We start from the raw sequence: 16,129 nt of genomic DNA, 5'->3' as shown, positions 1-16,129 counted from the left end.
TGCATCCTAGCGTTTACCGCTGTTTGTATCGTATCTTTGTACACATTTATTTAATCAATTAGTAATATGATTAATGTTTCTGAAACAGCAAAAAACAAACTGACCTCGCTCATGAGTGAGGAAGGTTATTCCATCGACAAGGATTTTGTTCGTGTGGGCGTCAAGAGTGGCGGTTGCAGCGGTCTGTCCTATGATTTGACCTTTGATAAAAATACCGTTGAGACTGACAAAATATTTGAAGATAACCAGGTACGCATCGTTGTAGACAAGCGCAGCTTTCTGTATCTAGTAGGAACGACCCTAGAATTTAGTGGTGGTTTAAACGGTAAGGGTTTTGTTTTTAATAATCCCAACGCGCAACGCACCTGTGGATGTGGAGAAAGCTTTTCTCTATAACAATAGAAGTAGAATGAGTTCGCTTTCGCGAAAGCGAAACACGCCTTAAGCTATCAGGCAAAACAATGAATAGCACCTAGGTCCTGGTTTTGGACTTAAAACAAGCAACAGATTATGGCAAAATATACTGAAGAAGAATTACAAAAAGAACTCGAGACCAAGGAGTACGAGTATGGATTCTATACAGATATTGAATCTGACACCATTCCCGTAGGCTTAAGTGAAGATGTGGTGCGCATGATAAGCGCCAAGAAGAATGAGCCACAATGGATGACAGAATGGAGACTTGAGGCATATCGCCACTTTGTAAGCATGCACGAGCCAGAATGGGCAAACGTGACTTATGAAAAGCCAGACTTACAAGCCATTTCCTACTATTCTGCACCTAGTAAGAAACCGAAATATGAAAGTCTTGACGAGGTTGATCCAGAATTACTGGATACTTTTAAAAGATTGGGTATTTCTATTGATGAGCAAAAAATGCTTGCTGGTGTAGCGGTAGATATCGTGATGGATTCAGTTTCTGTAGCGACGACCTTTAAGAAAACACTTGCTGAAAAAGGCATCATCTTCTGCTCCATTTCTGAAGCTATTCAAGAGCATCCAGAATTGGTGAAGAAATACTTGGGAACCGTGATCCCGCAAAAAGATAATTACTATGCCTCATTGAATGCCGCCGTATTCTCTGATGGTTCTTTCTGTTACATTCCTAAAGGCGTACGTTGTCCTATGGAATTGAGCACTTACTTCCGTATCAATCAAGCGGGAACAGGACAATTTGAAAGAACCCTGGTAGTGGCAGATGAAGGTAGTTATGTAAGTTACCTAGAAGGTTGTACCGCACCATCGCGCGATGAAAACCAATTACACGCGGCTTGTGTGGAATTGATTGCCCTTGATGATGCAGAGATCAAATACTCTACCGTACAAAACTGGTATCCAGGAAACAAAGAAGGAAAAGGTGGCGTCTACAATTTTGTAACCAAGCGTGGTATTTGCGAGAAAAACGCCAAGATCTCTTGGACACAAGTAGAAACTGGTAGTGCCATCACATGGAAATATCCAAGTTGTATTTTAAAAGGTGACAACAGCGTTGGGGAATTCTACTCTATCGCGGTAACCAACAACTTCCAGCAGGCAGATACGGGAACCAAGATGACGCACATTGGTAAAAACACCAAGTCTACGATTATCTCAAAAGGTATCAGTGCCGGTAAATCGCAAAACTCTTATCGTGGCCTAGTACAAATCAACTCAAGAGCCAGTAATGCCCGTAACTTTTCACAATGTGATAGTTTGTTGATGGGTAATGAGTGTGGTGCGCATACATTCCCATATATCGAGACTAAAAACAACAGTGCTAAAGTAGAACACGAGGCAACGACCAGTAAAATAGGTGAAGACCAGATTTTCTACTGCAACCAGCGTGGTATCGATACTGAAAAAGCAATTGCCCTTATCGTCAATGGCTTCTCAAAAGAAGTATTGAATAAGCTACCGATGGAGTTTGCCGTAGAAGCACAAAAACTACTGGAAATAAGTCTAGAAGGATCTGTAGGATAGAAGGTTCCAATCATTTAAAATCAATCAAAAAACCAAAAACAATGAAAAACATAGTTTACATCCTTGCGACAGTATTGTTGCTTACCTCATGTAACGACTTTAAAAAAGGATTTGAAGAAGGAATGGCAAATGCAGAGGCTGAGGCAGCCCAGCAAGATAGCCTTGCCAATCTACCAGAAGTAAAACTCCACATTTTTGATGGTGGTAGTGTTTTGGCAAAACAAAAAGTCATGTTCTCTGAAGGTGATCGTTATGAAGGAGAATCCATCCAACTAGCGGCACCGTTTTATATCATACAGCATCCAGAAGGAACTTTATTATGGGACACAGGTCTTCCAGAAGGACTTGTAGGTCAAGGCGATGTCACTCCAGAAGGTGACGCGTTTACCATTTCACGTAGTGAGAAAATTGTTGATCAATTAAAGTCGGTTGGATTAACTCCAGCGGATATTGACATGATTGCTTTCTCTCACGTACACTTTGATCACACTGGTGCTGCAAACAACTTCCCAAATGCAAAATGGTTAGTACAACAAACTGAGCTGGATTTTATCAATAGCGACGCCATCAAAGGCAATGCATTTTATGCTCCAGATTCATTTAGCGAGTTGAAAGATACGCAGGTACTTAATGGAGACTTTGATATCTTCAACGACGGTAGTGTGGTTGTTAAATCCTTTCCAGGTCACACCGCAGGACACCAAGCGCTATTCCTTAGCTTAAAGGAATCTGGCCCGACCCTATTATCAGGTGACACGTACCACTTTGAGCAAAACCGCGAGGATGCTGTAGTTCCACAATTTAACTATGACATTCCAGAGAGTAAGCAAAGTATTGAAGAGTTTGAAGCTTTCGCGAAAGCGAAAAACGCAACAGTCATTATACAACATGACCTAGATGACTTCAAAAATACAGTCGCCAAAACACCGCTTAAGTAATGAGAAGCCTTCTCCTTTCACTCTTCTGCATCGGGCTACTGGTAGGTTGCAAAAATGAATCTGAACCAAAAAGTACAAAAGAAAACGTGCTTACCTATGATGAGCCACGATACAAAGGCGATTTCATCTACCTAGCAGATGCGGCGGTATTGTCCACCAGCGACGATATCTATGCGGTGAAAATTGACGAAAAGGTAACAGAGCTGGCCAGCAAGGCAAAAGAGTTTCAAAGAACACCATACGATATGGTGCAAGTAGTTGTGACTGGCGAACTAGTTCCCAATCCACTAAAAGCAGAAACCGGCGAAGGCTGGGATCAAATGCTGGTCATTGATAAAATTATAGAAGTGCGCAAATCAAAATCATCCAGTGTGATTCAAGCGCAAGAACAAGAAGATAACTAACAGATATGTTGAAAGTAAAAAACCTGCACGCCACTATTGACGGCAAGGAAATATTAAGAGGAATCAATCTAGAGGTAAAGGCTGGAGAAGTCCACGCGATCATGGGACCTAACGGTTCTGGAAAATCTACGTTAGCAAACGTGATTGCCGGTCGTGAGGAATATGAAATGTCAGAAGGTGAAATCTCCATGAATGATGAAGATATCACAGAGCTGGATCCAGAAGAAAGAGCGCACAGAGGCGTTTTTCTATCCTTTCAATATCCCGTAGAAATTCCTGGTGTAAGCGTTACCAACTTCATGAAAACGGCCATCAATGAGACACGTAAGGCTCAAGGTAAGGACGAAATGCCTGCAAAGGACATGTTGAAGATGATACGCGAGAAGTCAGAACTTCTTGAGATCGATCGCAAATTCCTATCCAGATCATTGAATGAAGGTTTTTCTGGTGGTGAAAAGAAACGTAACGAGGTATTCCAGATGGCTATGTTAGAGCCTAAACTGGCCATTCTTGACGAGACTGATTCTGGTCTTGACATTGATGCTTTACGTATCGTTGCTAATGGTGTCAACAAATTGCGCAGTAAGGACAATGCAACTATCGTGATTACTCACTACCAGCGTTTGCTAGATTATATCGTTCCAGATTACGTACATGTTCTTTTCAATGGGCGCATTGTGAAATCTGGTGGTAAAGAATTGGCGCACGAGTTGGAAGAGCGCGGTTACGACTGGATCAAAGAAGAAGTAGAAGCATAGATTGAATAAGTAAAGCTTTGATGATTTTGTTTTTTTCGCTTTGCTGTCTACCAATAGTGAGGAGCGAATGCCAAATCACCATCCAGCTTAAAAGTAAAACTATATGAGTTTTAAAGATAATATCCTTTCCTCTTTTATGGCCCTTGAAAATGAGGTCGATACAGATAGCTATGTGCATGAACTGCGCAACAAGGCGCTGTCTGATTTTGAGGAAAAAGGACTGCCGTTACGTAAAGATGAAGCCTACAAATACACATCCTTAAAAGCGCTTTTCAATAAAGATTACAGCCTATTTCCTAAAAAGGAAGTGACGCTGGATTATGCAGAGATCAAAAAGTACCTCATCCATCAAATCGATGCTTATCGTGTAATATTTGTTGATGGCGTTTACAGTTCACAGCTTTCGCAAACCACACACGAGCAATTTGATGTGTGTTTGATGTCCAGCACATTAAACAATCCAAAGTATGCTCCGATAATTGAAACTTATTATAACCAGTTAGCAGGTAAGGATAGTTTGACGTCTCTAAATACGGCTTTTGCCAGAGAAGGTGCATACATCCATATTCCTAAAAACATAGCCGTCAATAAACCAATAGAGATCGTTTATTTCTCCACAGGTAGTGAGGCTGCTATGATGGTCCAACCACGTAATCTTGTGGTAGTAGGTGAAAATTCACAAGTACAGATTATAGAGCGTCATCAAAGTTTGACTGAAAACACCGTACTGACCAACAGTGTCACTGAGGTTTTTGCAGATCAACGCTCTTTAGTAGATTATTACAAGATCCAAAACGACCAACAAAGCGCATCCCTTATTGACCATACCAACGTGCAGCAACAAACCAATAGCGAGGTGCGTTTGCACACGTTCTCATTTGGCGGTGCTTTGACACGTAACAACTTGAACTTTTTCCAATTGGGCGAGCACTGTAATTCACTGCTCAATGGTGTGACGATAATAGGTGACAAGCAACATGTGGATCATTCTACGTTAGTTCACCACACTGCACCTAATTGTGAGAGTTATCAAGAATACAAACAGATTTTTGATGATCGCGCTGTCGGTGTCTTTAATGGTAAGGTACTGGTAGATAAGATTGCCCAAAAGATCAATGCCTTCCAGCAGAATAACAACATTTTGGTTAGTGATAAAGCAACCATAAATGCCAAGCCGCAACTGGAAATATTTGCAGATGATGTGCGCTGTTCACACGGTTGTACTATAGGACAACTGGATGAAGAAGCCATGTTCTACATGCAATCTCGTGGTATAGGTAAAAAAGAAGCTAGAGCGCTTTTGATGTTTGCATTTGCTAATTCAGTATTGGAAAGTGTCAAGATCCCTGAAATCAAATCGCGCATCACAAAATTGATCGCCATGAAATTAGGTGTAGAGATCGGGTTTGATTTGTAGATTCAAATCAATATAAATTTAAAGCCCGATCTGTTGATCGGGCTTTTGTTTTCAAGGTTATGAATGCACCACATCGTACCTTTACATTATGCTAGACATCAAAAAAATACGTGCCGATTTTCCCATTCTCAACCGTGAGGTGAATGGGCAGCCTTTGGTTTATTTTGACAATGCAGCGACTTCACAAAAGCCATTGCAAGTCATTGAAAAAATCACGGAATACTACACACTTTACAATGCCAATATCCATCGCGGTGTTCATGCCTTAAGTCAGGAAGCCACAGATCTATTTGAAGCTTCCCGAGAAAAGTGTCGCGCATTTTTCAACATCCCAACCGCTAGACAATGCATTTTCACTTCAGGAAACACGCACAGCATCAACGCTGTTGCTAGTGGTGCTCACGTTTTTGTAAAAGAAGGTGATGAAGTTATCGTTAGTGCCGTGGAACATCATTCCAATATCGTTCCATGGCAAATGCTGTGTGAACGAGTTGGAGCTTACTTGAAGGTCATTCCTGTAATGGATAACGGCCAGCTGGACATGAAGGCCTATCATGATTTGTTGAATCCCAAAACCGCTTTTGTAGTTGTCAATCACATTTCAAACGCATTAGGTGTCACAAATCCGGTAAAAGAGATCATTGCTGGCGCCCATAAACATCAGGCTAAAGTGCTTATCGATGGCGCACAATCCTGTGGTCACATGAAAGTTGATGTACAAGAACTCAATGCAGACTTTTACACCATGGCAGGTCACAAAATGTGCGGTCCAACAGGAATAGGATTGCTTTATGGCAAGGAAGAGGCATTAAACGAACTACCACCATATCAAGGCGGCGGCGAGATGATTGATCAGGTGAGCTTTGAAAAGACGACTTATGCAGGATTACCTCACAAATTTGAGGCTGGTACGCCTAATATCGCTGGTGGTATCGCCTTAGGTGCTGCAGTAGATTACCTCAATAGCATAGGCATGGATGAAATCGCTGCATATGAACATGAATTACTGGTTTATGGAACAGAGCAAATCAAAACCATTCCAGGAGCTACCATTTACGGTGATGTGGCTGACAAAGCGGCGGTAATTTCATTCAATGTTGATGGGATTCACCCATACGATATAGGAACCATTATTGACAAGTTGGGTATTGCCGTGCGCACGGGCCACCACTGCGCACAACCTGTAATGGACCGCTATCAAATAGCAGGTACCATAAGAGCCAGCTTTGCATTTTATAATACAAAGGAAGAGATTGATGTTATGGTACAGGCTTTGCACCGTGCAGTAAAGATGTTATCTTAACATCACTAACCAACGCTAATTGAATAGTTATGAAAGCTAAATTTTTACTTTTTGGGATGATGATCTTAACACTTATTGCCTGCAATGAGCTGGAAGATATCAATGGGTCTTATGAGGTCGTTACCGTTGATGGTCAAGACATGGCCGGTCAAGGCATCACCATCAACATCGATATGTCAGAAAAGGAAAACCGTATCTCTGGAAACAATAGCTGTAATCAATACAGCGGTAACTTTGAGAATCCAGAAGCTAATCGAGTAGAGATGGGAATGATGATCTCAACAAAGATATATTGTGAAGAAAAGGCAAAAACAGAGCAGTTATTCATGAATCAGCTGGCGTTAGTCAAAAAAGCAGAATATAAAAACGATCACTTGAAGTTGATGGATGAAGATGGAATGGTATTGATCAAGGCAAAAAGAGTCAATGAGTAGCATAAAAGAAATACAAGAAGAAATCGTAGACGAGTTCGCCATGTTTGACGACTGGATGCAACGCTATGAATACATGATCGATCTAGGTAAAAGTTTGCCCATTATTGATGAGCAATACAAAGACGAGGATCACATCATCAAAGGTTGTCAGTCTAAAGTATGGGTTCACGCAGATCTTGACCAAGACAAAGTCGTTTTTACTGCAGACAGTGATGCTATCATCACAAAAGGTATCATTGCTATTCTCATACGCGCCTGGTCCAACCAGAAACCGCAGGATATTCTGGAAGCAGATACAGATTTCATTGATGAGATAGGCCTTAGAGAGCACTTGTCTCCTACTCGCGCAAACGGGTTGGTATCAATGATCAAACAACTTAAAATGTACGCAGTGGCGTATCAATCACAACTTAATTAAACCATGGAAGAAATCAACGGACAAGAACTAGGTGAAAAGGTCATACGCGTTATCAAAACCATTTATGATCCAGAAATTCCAGTGGATATTTATGAACTGGGATTGATTTATGACGTGATGGTAAGTGAAGAAGCAGAGGTCAAAGTGCTCATGACTTTAACATCACCCAACTGCCCAGTAGCAGAATCACTGCCTGCCGAGGTTGAGGAAAAAATTAAGTCTCTCAAAGAAGTCAAGGATGCAGAGGTGGAGATCACCTTTGATCCACCATGGAACAAGGACTTAATGAGTGAAGAGGCAAAACTAGAACTGGGAATGCTCTAAAAATGAGAGAAGAAATCATCAATCGTGTTGCAAATTCCAAGCTCAAGAATTTTGACCTTGAGGATTATTATGTCGCGGGACCGCGCACAGAGATTGATATCTCGCAATGGTTGATGGAAGGATTAGTGTTGATGGAAACTCGCTTTCGCGAAAGCGTAAAAAATACAGACTTCACGGTCTATAAAAATCATCACGTTGCCCTTAATTGCAGTACAGACGCCATAGTGCCGCCATGGGCATGGATGTTACTGCAATCTCAATTGACTGGAATAGCCGAGACCGTAGTCCTTGGAACTCTTGAAGATTTGGAGACTCATTTGTACCGCAATGTAATGGCGCATATTGATCTGTCCAGTTATAAAGACCTACCGGTGATTGTAAAAGGCTGTTCTAAAAAGCCAGTTCCCGTTGCAGCATACCTAATGATTACCGAGAAGCTTCAAGGCATAGCCAGCAGCGTGATGTATGGAGAAGCTTGCTCATCAGTTCCTGTTTACAAAAAAGGTCGATATGGTGCGTCTTAAGCCGTTCCACGCCACTGCTTTCATTTTTCTATTTAGGATTTACAAAAAGAACCTTAGTTTTGGGGTTTCCTTAAACTAGTTTATATGAAAAAACTTCTACTTTCTGCCCTATTGCTAGCAATGGTGGCAACCACACAGGCACAAGATGCAGATCCTGATGCTCAACCACAAGGTTGGTCAAAAGGCGGTACGTTTCAATTACTGTTCAATCAATCTGCTTTTAATGCAGAATGGACTGGTGGCGGTACTTCCAGTATTGCTGGAAACGCAGGAATCAATTACGATTTTAATTACCTAGAGGGTCGCACCACTTGGGACAGTAAGATCATAGCAGAGTACGGTATCACTAAGCAAGATGGTGATGACTTTACTCGCAAGACCAACGACAGGTTGGAATTCAATTCGGTTTATGGGTATAAAGTGTCTGAGGAAAGCAAGTGGTCTTATTCCTTCTTCTTTAATGCACTTACTCAATTTACTAAAGGATACACATTTAGTGAAGATCCTGATACTGGCGAGACAATTCGCACCGAGCGTACTCATATTCTTTCTCCAGGATACTTTCAGGCTGGTCCAGGTATGCTGTATAAGAGAGACGAAAATTTCTCTGTAAACATCGCACCTGCAACTGCAAGATTGATTGTTGTTGACGATCAATTTACATCTGGAGTTGATTATCAAGATGGTGCGTACTTTGGTGTAGATGCAGGTGAGAGTTCCAGATTTGAATTTGGTGCCTCTGTAAATGCATTGTACAAATTTGATATTGCAGAAAACATCACCATGGACAATGTCCTATTGCTGTACTCCAACTACCTGGACAAACCAGGAAATGTGGACATCAACTACTCTGCAGCAGTGAACATGAAAGTCAACGAGTGGCTAAGTGCCAACTTGATTTTCCAAGCGATTTATGACGACAATGCCGTTGGAGCCTTCCAGATACGTGAGGTGTTTGGATTGGGACTTAACTACAAACTATAGCGTTATACTCTACAGAGATATCAAAAGCACCCTAATTGGGTGCTTTTTTAGTTTTGGTACATCAAAAAATCCCAGAGGACACAAGAAGTCCAAAAATCATTCGTTTTTAGAAAAAACAAGAAGATTCTATCTTTGCCAAAATCGAAAAACCACCACCTATGAGAATATTGATGTGCCTTTTACTTTTTCTAACCTCGATGGTAAAGCTACAGGCTCAAGATGCTGGAGATGAAGACGTAAACCAAAACGGCTGGAAAAACACCGGCAAACTCCAGTTTCTATTCAATCAATCTGCCTTTAATGCAGACTGGACCGGTGGCGGCACATCCAGTATTGCGGGCAGTTTTGCAGCAGACCTTGATTTTAATTATACAGAAGATCGCATTGCATGGGAAAACAGCATTAGTGCAGAATACGGTCTAACCATTCAAGAAAATGAGAAGTTTACCCGCAAGACCAATGATAGAATAGAACTTAACAGCGTCATAGGCTATGAAGTCAATGAAAATGACGACACGGCCTACTATTCGTTCTTTATCAACGCAATGACGCAAGCGACTAAAGGCTATGTCTATGCCACAAATGAAGATGGTGAGATCACAAGAACAGAGCGCACTAACATGTTTTCTCCTGGGTATTTTCAAGCTGGCCCAGGATTTTTGTACAAAAAGAATAAGATGCTTACGCTTAATATAGCGCCATCGACTGCACGATTGATCATGGTGGATGACATGTTTACCAGTGCAGAAAATTATGAGGACGGCAGTTACTTTGGCGTGGCAGCTGGAGAAAGTAGACGTTATGAACTAGGCGCCTCCATTAATGCGGTGTACAAGCTCAAGATCATGGACAACATTACCATGGACAACAAGCTGCTCATATATTCTAACTACTTGGATAAACCAGGAAACGTCGATATCAATTATGCGACTAACATCAATATGAAGGTCAACGATTACATTAGTGCCAAGTTGATCTTTCAAGCCATCTATGACGATAACGCCGTTGGTGCCTTCCAGATACGCGAGGTTTCTGGATTAGGGTTGAATTATACCTTGTAAAAAGTATTAAAAGAGTTCGCTTTCGCGAAAGCGAAACTTCTCTAAGTCATCGTCTTAATCAAGGCAGATAGAATACTGATCCACACAAAATTGAACACAGATTGCGTCTTGTTGCGGTCTGCCTCACCTTTTCCTTCACGATATTTCTCGCCGTTTTTACGGCTATCATTAGCGACAAATAGGTTGGCGATACCAGAGAGCAACTTATTGATTCCCATACCATCCTTTTTCATCAGGTCGATCTTAAAGTCTTCATAGGCCATTTTCATTGCAGTCTGTGAGCGGTTATTGTTCCCTGAAATGTCAAAATAGATTTCCTGCAGTGTGCCTTCAAATCCTACATTAAGATTGGGACCTGTGAAAGAATTGATATTTGCAGCCGGCAGTTTCCCTAGATTCCCACTAAATCTAAAGGCATCACTGGTGTCGTGTACATTAAAAGTCCAATCCACATGCAATTTGCTTTGTTGGAAAAGACCATCGGCTGTGATTTTTGTGAGCTCTCCAGCAGGTTGCGTGTTTCCTACGGTGGACATATTCAAATCCAGATTTGTGAATTTGATGGAGCCTGCAGGTTGATCTGCCTTAAGCTTTTCTTCATAGGTAATCGCACTGTTGGAAACCGTGATGCTATCTACCATGAGATCCATTTTTAAATCTCTCAGCATTTTGCTGTACAGAGGTTTGAATGTTGGATCGTCTGCTACCAGCTTATCCCGATATATGGATAACTCTGGTGTTTCTAGATGGATCTTGTCCACCTTAGTAAACAAGGTTGAACCATCAAACCCGAAGTCGTAGCCCAGAAGTTCAACAACCGGAACGTCAAGAACGGTATAATCACGTTCCTTATCAATAAGTCTTTTGTATTGGTTTTTAGAGTATTTCGGCTTGATGGAAAGCCTATCGATCGTGATGTTTTCCTGTGTCAAACTGATATGTCCTACACTAAGCGTTTCAAAAGGGCTGATTTTTAGAAATAATGAGTCGCTTTCTAGGTGTACATCCTCATAAGTAACAGGAATACGTTTGCGTATGGTTTTTCCATCAGTACGAACGTCTCTCGCTGCGAATGCAGCTTTGGCAACATGCAACACCACAGAATCTTTAGAAGAGTCATAAATAGTAAAAGAAGTGGCTCCAATATCCACATTCTCGATAAGTACGCTTTTATCCAGCGTCGCCAACGGATTTGCCTTTATCGTATCAATTTGTGCGGTTGATTTGAATTTATCCTTGAAATAGACAATGTTGTTTCTATCAATATTGATTCTCTCAAACTGGATTTGATCCTTGACAAAAAATTTCCAATAGCCAAAACCAGATAAGGACAACTTATCTACGGTAGCTCTGGTGTGTACTAGAGTATCGGTTTGATTGGAGAGTTCAACATTGATATCCTTTATAGAGATGGTTCCCGTTAAGGTACTCATGTCCAGATCTCCAAATTGAAAATCAAGTTCGGGTGACAGTTGTTCTGCTAGAAAGGATTCCAGCTTGCTTTTTACAAGATAATTGGCATAGAAATAACCTCCAACCACCACTGTCAAAAGGCCTATAAAAACGTACAGTATGGTTTTTTTCATGTATTTCTAGCTATAAATTGAACCTATTACTCTTCTTCTCCCATGATATCAGGATATAGAAAAGCATTGTATGGGAATCGAGACACGTGTATTTCTCTCACCTTATCGTACACCTTCTTACGGAACTGCTCCATGTTCTCCTTCTCGATAGCGCTTATAAAAATCACATCATCGCCAGTTCTTGACATCCAGGTGTTTTTCCATTCTTCTAAAGAGTAGTGAACTGAGGTGCGCTCTACCATAAGGTCAGTTTCATCATAATCTTCTGGTTGGTATTTATCGATTTTGTTGAACACCATAATCGTAGGCTTATCAATGGCGTCAATCTCATCCAAAATTTTATTCACGGACGCTATGTGATCTTCAAAGGACTCGTGTGAGATGTCAACCACATGCAACAGTAAGTCAGACTCTCTTACCTCATCTAGGGTTGATTTAAAGGACTCTACCAGCTGTGTAGGTAGTTTGCGTATAAACCCAACCGTGTCTGTTAACAGAAAAGGTAAATTCCCGACTACCACTTTTCTCACGGTGGTGTCTAGCGTTGCAAAAAGTTTGTTTTCGGCAAAAACATCACTTTTTGACACCACATTCATCAGGGTGCTTTTACCAACATTGGTATAACCTACCAAGGCAACACGTACCAGTTGACCGCGATTACCGCGTTGAGTGGCCATTTGCTTGTCAATCTTGATCAGCTTTGCTTTGAGTAAGGTGATTCGATCCCTTACGATACGTCTATCTGTTTCAATTTCTGTCTCACCAGGACCACGCATACCTATACCACCTTTTTGTCTTTCCAGGTGAGTCCATAATCCCACAAGTCTAGGTAAGAGGTATTCATATTGAGCCAGCTCCACTTGAGTACGTGCATAACTGGTTTGTGCGCGTTGCGCAAATATGTCCAGAATCAAATAAGTACGGTCAATGATTTTTGCCTCCAGCGCTTTTTCAATATTGCGTTGTTGAGCAGGCGATAGTTCATCATCAAAGATGACGGTATCTATATCGTGGGCCTTGACATAGGCCTGTATCTCTTCCATCTTTCCAGTCCCAATAAAGGTCTTGGGGTTGGGCTTTGCCATTTTCTGGCTAAATCTTTTACGCACCGTCGCACCTGCCGTATAGGCAAGGAACTCCAGCTCGTCCATATATTCATTGAGCTTTTCCTCATCTTGTGATTGCGTGATCACACCTATGAGAATGGCCTTTTCGTATTCGTGATTATCAGTTTCTAGCATATATATAAAACAACTTATCTCAAAGATACCTTTATAAAGAAGCTTAAAGGTGTCTTTGAGATAAGGTTAAGAGTTTGTAGGAAAAGTTATGAGTTGGCCAGCAACTCTTCTGCGTTTTTAATTGCGGCTTGTGTATCGCTTTGTACCTTTTTGATGCTTTCAAGAGAACTCTTGATCATGGGTAGTTGGTTTTCCAGCTCTTCTACTGTAGATGGAGTTTCTGCTTCATAAGGAAACTTTTCAGAATAATCCTTCATCCAGTCCATCATAGCATCATGAGCCTCGTCCAGTTCTACTTGTGCGTCAAACAGTTGTTCTACTTGAGCGTCACTCAAAGCTGCATCTTCCATTTTTGAGTCAATTTCTATGCTCAAGTCCATGAGGCGTCCCATTTCTGGCATGACTTCATCGTGGACTTCCATGGTTTGTTCTGTCAATTGATCAAAAGATGCGATTTCTTCTTCTAACGGATCTTCTGCAACGTTTTTACAGGAAAATGCGATCATCACTATCGCAAACAAATAGATTATTTTTTTCATAATTTAGAATTATTACCAGCTGCAATCTCAATGATCAAAAAACTCACTGTCAACATATTGAGCTTTAACAAGAGTGCTGTTTAAGTTGCCACAAAGGTACTGGCAAAATCGTTGCCGTTCGAATTTATCAATTACAACCTTCTTAAGTCTTTCCATATTTTTCAAGGCTTAATTTTGTAAACGCTGCTGCTGGTTAGCTGTTGTGATCAATCACGACCATTAGTAGCAGTTTGCCGTATTGAATTCCAAATTGTACATCCACTCGCATGCTTCCCATCGCATTTCATCCTATTTATAAGCATCCGTTACCAGAAGGGCATCGATTCCCCATGATCAAATACGAATTGTTACCAGAGCAATTAAAATTAGAAGGTATTGCAACCGAAGCCGATTTTTTTGAACCCAGCAAATTGTGCGAGGATGTTGATGTCCTACGAGTTCACACGGCTAAATATCTGGACGACCTTAAAAACCTGACGCTGGACAAGCGTGCCGCGCGCAAACTGGGCTTTCCGTTAAGTAAAGAATTGGTCAGTAGAGAATTGCGCATCGCTCAAGGCACCATTGAAGGCTGTCTCAAGGCTATCGACCACAAGGTCGCCATGAATATTGCTGGTGGCACGCACCATGCCTATACCGATCATGGCGAGGCGTTTTGCCTGCTCAATGATCAAGCCATTGCTGCAAGATATTTGCAACACCATGGACTTGCTGAAAAGATTTTGATCGTGGATCTGGACGTACATCAGGGAAATGGAACGGCAGAAATCTTTACCGGCGACGACAGCGTGTTCACTTTTTCCATGCATGGCGCGAGTAACTATCCGTTTAAAAAGGAAACCTCAGATCTGGATATCGCCTTGCCTGATGGTACGGATGACGAGGCTTTCCTGAAAGAGCTGCGCCACCATCTGCCAGATTTGATTGCACAACAAAAACCTCACTTTATCTTCTACCTCGCTGGCGTTGATGTGTTGAGCACTGATAAACTGGGCAGATTGGGCCTGACACCTCAAGGTTGTAAGATGCGCGATGAGTATAGTTTTTCCGCTTTCGCGAAAGCGAACCACATCTCAAAACCTTTCATACCCGTACAATGCAGTATGGGCGGCGGCTACTCACCAGAGATCAAGATCATCATTGACGCGCATACCAATACCTATCGCGCGGCAAGAGATATTCTATTGTAATTTAAGCGATCCAGTTTTTCCACTTGCTATAATGGGTGAAAAACAGCAAGGCCAAATCAAAGAATAGGATGATATATAAAACATTCCAATTGTAAAGGCTATTATCAACCAGGCTGAAGGCAAATTGCGTGAATGCAACATCGATGATTACGGCCACAAATGAAATAGAGGCCAGTAGGGCAGCTATCTTTTTACGCATGATGAGAAATATGCTGGATGCCGTACCTGTGACAATCGCAAAAGCCAAAACCCCAACATACCATAGTGGCAGTTCATCATTAGCAACATTAGTCACAGAATTATTATCAAAAGATGGCGGGTTTGCCATAAAGGTATCTAGAACCAAAAAGGTAAGATCTGCCAAGCTCCACAACAACAGGAGAAATGAAATAATCCAAAATACGGTAGGTGGTGCTGTTCTTGTGGTCATTGAAAATGGATCTTAAGTGCTACTAAAAATAAGCATGTTCTCGTACAAAGGTTTCATGACCATTTAGTTATTTCAAATAATCGGCGACGGCCTTAAGCGATCCAACGCTTTCTTGCGGCAAACATGGCAAAAAGCACCAGTATCAAATCAAAAACAAGTACGAGATAAAACAAGACTTTATCAGACATTCCCACGAGATCCAAGGCGCCAGAATAAACGGTATAACCTGTACTAATAAGCACCGCTAAAAAAGAAAAAATGGCCAAAGTGACGGCAAATTTCTTGCGCGCAAGCAACATAATACAGGAGAAAGTGCCTGCAAATACGGCTATGGCAAAATTGTACATATACCACGATGGGCGGTTATTGTACATGTCCAGTTGTTCTTGATTAAAGGTTTCTGTCATGAGTTGCGGCGCAACGGCTTCAGTTAAGAAGGCCAGAAGCCCCATGATATTCCATAAGAGAAGCAGCACGGCAACGATCCAGAACCAGACTGCTGGTTTTTTCTTGAATTTCATCGGTTCGATTGGTTTGGTTTACCTTAAAACTACAGAATTTTTTCAATTCACATCAACTGCAGTTTTTGGACGTTATAGCTTTGGCACTCTTTTCGCAG

Annotated in this window: 19 protein-coding genes; 14 read left to right on the top strand and 5 right to left on the bottom strand. The window is 41.5% G+C overall.

Annotation, left to right across the window (positions count from 1 at the left end; translation table 11 throughout):
• Positions 1 to 66 precede the first annotated feature (66 nt).
• The 13 genes from AAU57_RS03280 to AAU57_RS03220 all read left to right on the top strand — a co-directional run bounded on the left by AAU57_RS03280 (position 67) and on the right by AAU57_RS03220 (position 10,524).
• Positions 67 to 396 carry a HesB/IscA family protein gene (locus AAU57_RS03280; protein ID WP_055411569.1) on the top strand — a complete coding sequence of 110 codons (330 nt, stop codon included), beginning with the start codon at positions 67 to 69 and terminating at the stop codon, positions 394 to 396.
• A gap of 114 nt (positions 397 to 510) precedes the next feature.
• On the top strand, positions 511 to 1,959 hold the full coding sequence (sufB, locus tag AAU57_RS03275) for a Fe-S cluster assembly protein SufB (protein WP_055411568.1): 1,449 nt from the start codon (positions 511 to 513) through the stop codon (positions 1,957 to 1,959).
• Between the two features lie 41 nt (positions 1,960 to 2,000).
• Positions 2,001 to 2,897 (top strand): N-acyl homoserine lactonase family protein, encoded by an 897-nt coding sequence (locus tag AAU57_RS03270; protein WP_055411567.1) that lies wholly within the window; start codon positions 2,001 to 2,003, stop codon positions 2,895 to 2,897.
• On the top strand, positions 2,897 to 3,301 hold the full coding sequence (locus AAU57_RS03265) for a hypothetical protein (RefSeq protein ID WP_055411566.1): 405 nt from the start codon (positions 2,897 to 2,899) through the stop codon (positions 3,299 to 3,301). Before AAU57_RS03270 ends, AAU57_RS03265 begins: the two co-directional genes overlap by 1 nt.
• Positions 3,302 to 3,306: 5 nt before the next feature.
• Positions 3,307 to 4,059, top strand: coding sequence for a Fe-S cluster assembly ATPase SufC (gene sufC / locus AAU57_RS03260; protein WP_055411565.1), 753 nt, complete (start codon positions 3,307 to 3,309; stop codon positions 4,057 to 4,059).
• Between the two features lie 103 nt (positions 4,060 to 4,162).
• Positions 4,163 to 5,476 carry a Fe-S cluster assembly protein SufD gene (gene sufD / locus AAU57_RS03255; RefSeq protein ID WP_055411564.1) on the top strand — a complete coding sequence of 438 codons (1,314 nt, stop codon included), beginning with the start codon at positions 4,163 to 4,165 and terminating at the stop codon, positions 5,474 to 5,476.
• Between the two features lie 88 nt (positions 5,477 to 5,564).
• Complete coding sequence (locus AAU57_RS03250; protein WP_055411563.1) at positions 5,565 to 6,779, top strand: aminotransferase class V-fold PLP-dependent enzyme; 1,215 nt, start codon at positions 5,565 to 5,567, stop codon at positions 6,777 to 6,779.
• 29 nt (positions 6,780 to 6,808) lie between these two features.
• Entirely contained in the window at positions 6,809 to 7,213 is a 405-nt protein-coding gene (locus tag AAU57_RS03245) for an META domain-containing protein (RefSeq protein WP_055411562.1), read from the top strand.
• The gene (locus tag AAU57_RS03240) at positions 7,206 to 7,631 is read left to right on the top strand and encodes a SufE family protein (protein ID WP_055411561.1); all 426 of its coding nucleotides are present in this window, start codon (positions 7,206 to 7,208) and stop codon (positions 7,629 to 7,631) included. Before AAU57_RS03245 ends, AAU57_RS03240 begins: the two co-directional genes overlap by 8 nt.
• Before the next feature lie 3 nt (positions 7,632 to 7,634).
• Positions 7,635 to 7,955, top strand: a complete 321-nt coding sequence (locus AAU57_RS03235; RefSeq protein ID WP_055411560.1) for an SUF system Fe-S cluster assembly protein — start codon at positions 7,635 to 7,637, stop codon at positions 7,953 to 7,955.
• A 2-nt stretch (positions 7,956 to 7,957) separates the two neighbouring features.
• The gene (locus AAU57_RS03230) at positions 7,958 to 8,479 is read left to right on the top strand and encodes a DUF2480 family protein (protein WP_055411559.1); all 522 of its coding nucleotides are present in this window, start codon (positions 7,958 to 7,960) and stop codon (positions 8,477 to 8,479) included.
• Positions 8,480 to 8,563: 84 nt separating this feature from the next.
• Positions 8,564 to 9,463 (top strand): DUF3078 domain-containing protein, encoded by a 900-nt coding sequence (locus AAU57_RS03225; RefSeq protein WP_055411558.1) that lies wholly within the window; start codon positions 8,564 to 8,566, stop codon positions 9,461 to 9,463.
• Between the two features lie 158 nt (positions 9,464 to 9,621).
• Positions 9,622 to 10,524, top strand: coding sequence for a DUF3078 domain-containing protein (locus AAU57_RS03220; protein WP_055411557.1), 903 nt, complete (start codon positions 9,622 to 9,624; stop codon positions 10,522 to 10,524).
• Between the two features lie 41 nt (positions 10,525 to 10,565).
• Here AAU57_RS03220 and AAU57_RS03215 read toward each other — a convergent pair whose 3' ends face one another.
• The 3 genes from AAU57_RS03215 to AAU57_RS03205 form a co-directional block, all read right to left on the bottom strand.
• Positions 10,566 to 12,110 (bottom strand): hypothetical protein, encoded by a 1,545-nt coding sequence (locus AAU57_RS03215; protein ID WP_055411556.1) that lies wholly within the window; start codon positions 12,108 to 12,110, stop codon positions 10,566 to 10,568.
• Positions 12,111 to 12,136: 26 nt separating this feature from the next.
• A complete protein-coding gene (gene hflX, locus AAU57_RS03210; RefSeq protein WP_055411555.1) occupies positions 12,137 to 13,351 on the bottom strand; it encodes a GTPase HflX in 1,215 nt (404 codons plus the stop codon).
• An 86-nt stretch (positions 13,352 to 13,437) separates the two neighbouring features.
• On the bottom strand, positions 13,438 to 13,890 hold the full coding sequence (locus AAU57_RS03205) for a hypothetical protein (RefSeq protein ID WP_055411554.1): 453 nt from the start codon (positions 13,888 to 13,890) through the stop codon (positions 13,438 to 13,440).
• A gap of 266 nt (positions 13,891 to 14,156) precedes the next feature.
• On the opposite strand from AAU57_RS03205, the gene AAU57_RS03200 reads away from it, so the two are divergent.
• Positions 14,157 to 15,080, top strand: coding sequence for a histone deacetylase (locus AAU57_RS03200; RefSeq protein ID WP_055411553.1), 924 nt, complete (start codon positions 14,157 to 14,159; stop codon positions 15,078 to 15,080).
• Position 15,081: 1 nt separating this feature from the next.
• On the opposite strand, the gene AAU57_RS03195 is transcribed toward AAU57_RS03200, so the two are convergent.
• Positions 15,082 to 15,510: a hypothetical protein gene (locus tag AAU57_RS03195; protein WP_055411552.1), complete on the bottom strand. Its 429-nt coding sequence runs from the start codon at positions 15,508 to 15,510 to the stop codon at positions 15,082 to 15,084.
• A 92-nt stretch (positions 15,511 to 15,602) separates the two neighbouring features.
• Positions 15,603 to 16,031 carry a hypothetical protein gene (locus AAU57_RS03190; RefSeq protein ID WP_055411551.1) on the bottom strand — a complete coding sequence of 143 codons (429 nt, stop codon included), beginning with the start codon at positions 16,029 to 16,031 and terminating at the stop codon, positions 15,603 to 15,605.
• Positions 16,032 to 16,129 lie beyond the last annotated feature (98 nt).

Origin of the sequence: Nonlabens sp. YIK11 (assembly GCF_001413925.1) — a bacterium.
Taxonomy (GTDB): Bacteria; Bacteroidota; Bacteroidia; order Flavobacteriales; family Flavobacteriaceae; genus Nonlabens.
The sequence above is the reverse complement of the archived record's forward strand: the minus strand, read 5'-3'. Positions and strand labels throughout refer to the sequence as shown.

Bases quoted from the DNA above. Each gene is read 5' to 3' on its own strand.
- AAU57_RS03205 (WP_055411554.1), bottom strand. From the start codon at position 13,890: ATGAAAAAAATAATCTATTTGTTTGCGATAGTGATGATCGCATTTTCC.
- sufB (WP_055411568.1), top strand. From the start codon at position 511: ATGGCAAAATATACTGAAGAAGAATTACAAAAAGAACTCGAGACCAAG.
- AAU57_RS03230 (WP_055411559.1), top strand. From the start codon at position 7,958: ATGAGAGAAGAAATCATCAATCGTGTTGCAAATTCCAAGCTCAAGAAT.
- AAU57_RS03240 (WP_055411561.1), top strand. From the start codon at position 7,206: ATGAGTAGCATAAAAGAAATACAAGAAGAAATCGTAGACGAGTTCGCC.
- AAU57_RS03235 (WP_055411560.1), top strand. From the start codon at position 7,635: ATGGAAGAAATCAACGGACAAGAACTAGGTGAAAAGGTCATACGCGTT.
- AAU57_RS03280 (WP_055411569.1), top strand. From the start codon at position 67: ATGATTAATGTTTCTGAAACAGCAAAAAACAAACTGACCTCGCTCATG.
- AAU57_RS03190 (WP_055411551.1), bottom strand. From the start codon at position 16,031: ATGAAATTCAAGAAAAAACCAGCAGTCTGGTTCTGGATCGTTGCCGTG.
- AAU57_RS03245 (WP_055411562.1), top strand. From the start codon at position 6,809: ATGAAAGCTAAATTTTTACTTTTTGGGATGATGATCTTAACACTTATT.
- AAU57_RS03220 (WP_055411557.1), top strand. From the start codon at position 9,622: ATGAGAATATTGATGTGCCTTTTACTTTTTCTAACCTCGATGGTAAAG.
- AAU57_RS03215 (WP_055411556.1), bottom strand. From the start codon at position 12,110: ATGAAAAAAACCATACTGTACGTTTTTATAGGCCTTTTGACAGTGGTG.
- AAU57_RS03225 (WP_055411558.1), top strand. From the start codon at position 8,564: ATGAAAAAACTTCTACTTTCTGCCCTATTGCTAGCAATGGTGGCAACC.
- sufD (WP_055411564.1), top strand. From the start codon at position 4,163: ATGAGTTTTAAAGATAATATCCTTTCCTCTTTTATGGCCCTTGAAAAT.
- AAU57_RS03265 (WP_055411566.1), top strand. From the start codon at position 2,897: ATGAGAAGCCTTCTCCTTTCACTCTTCTGCATCGGGCTACTGGTAGGT.
- AAU57_RS03250 (WP_055411563.1), top strand. From the start codon at position 5,565: ATGCTAGACATCAAAAAAATACGTGCCGATTTTCCCATTCTCAACCGT.
- hflX (WP_055411555.1), bottom strand. From the start codon at position 13,351: ATGCTAGAAACTGATAATCACGAATACGAAAAGGCCATTCTCATAGGT.
- sufC (WP_055411565.1), top strand. From the start codon at position 3,307: ATGTTGAAAGTAAAAAACCTGCACGCCACTATTGACGGCAAGGAAATA.
- AAU57_RS03200 (WP_055411553.1), top strand. From the start codon at position 14,157: ATGCTTCCCATCGCATTTCATCCTATTTATAAGCATCCGTTACCAGAA.
- AAU57_RS03195 (WP_055411552.1), bottom strand. From the start codon at position 15,510: ATGACCACAAGAACAGCACCACCTACCGTATTTTGGATTATTTCATTT.
- AAU57_RS03270 (WP_055411567.1), top strand. From the start codon at position 2,001: ATGAAAAACATAGTTTACATCCTTGCGACAGTATTGTTGCTTACCTCA.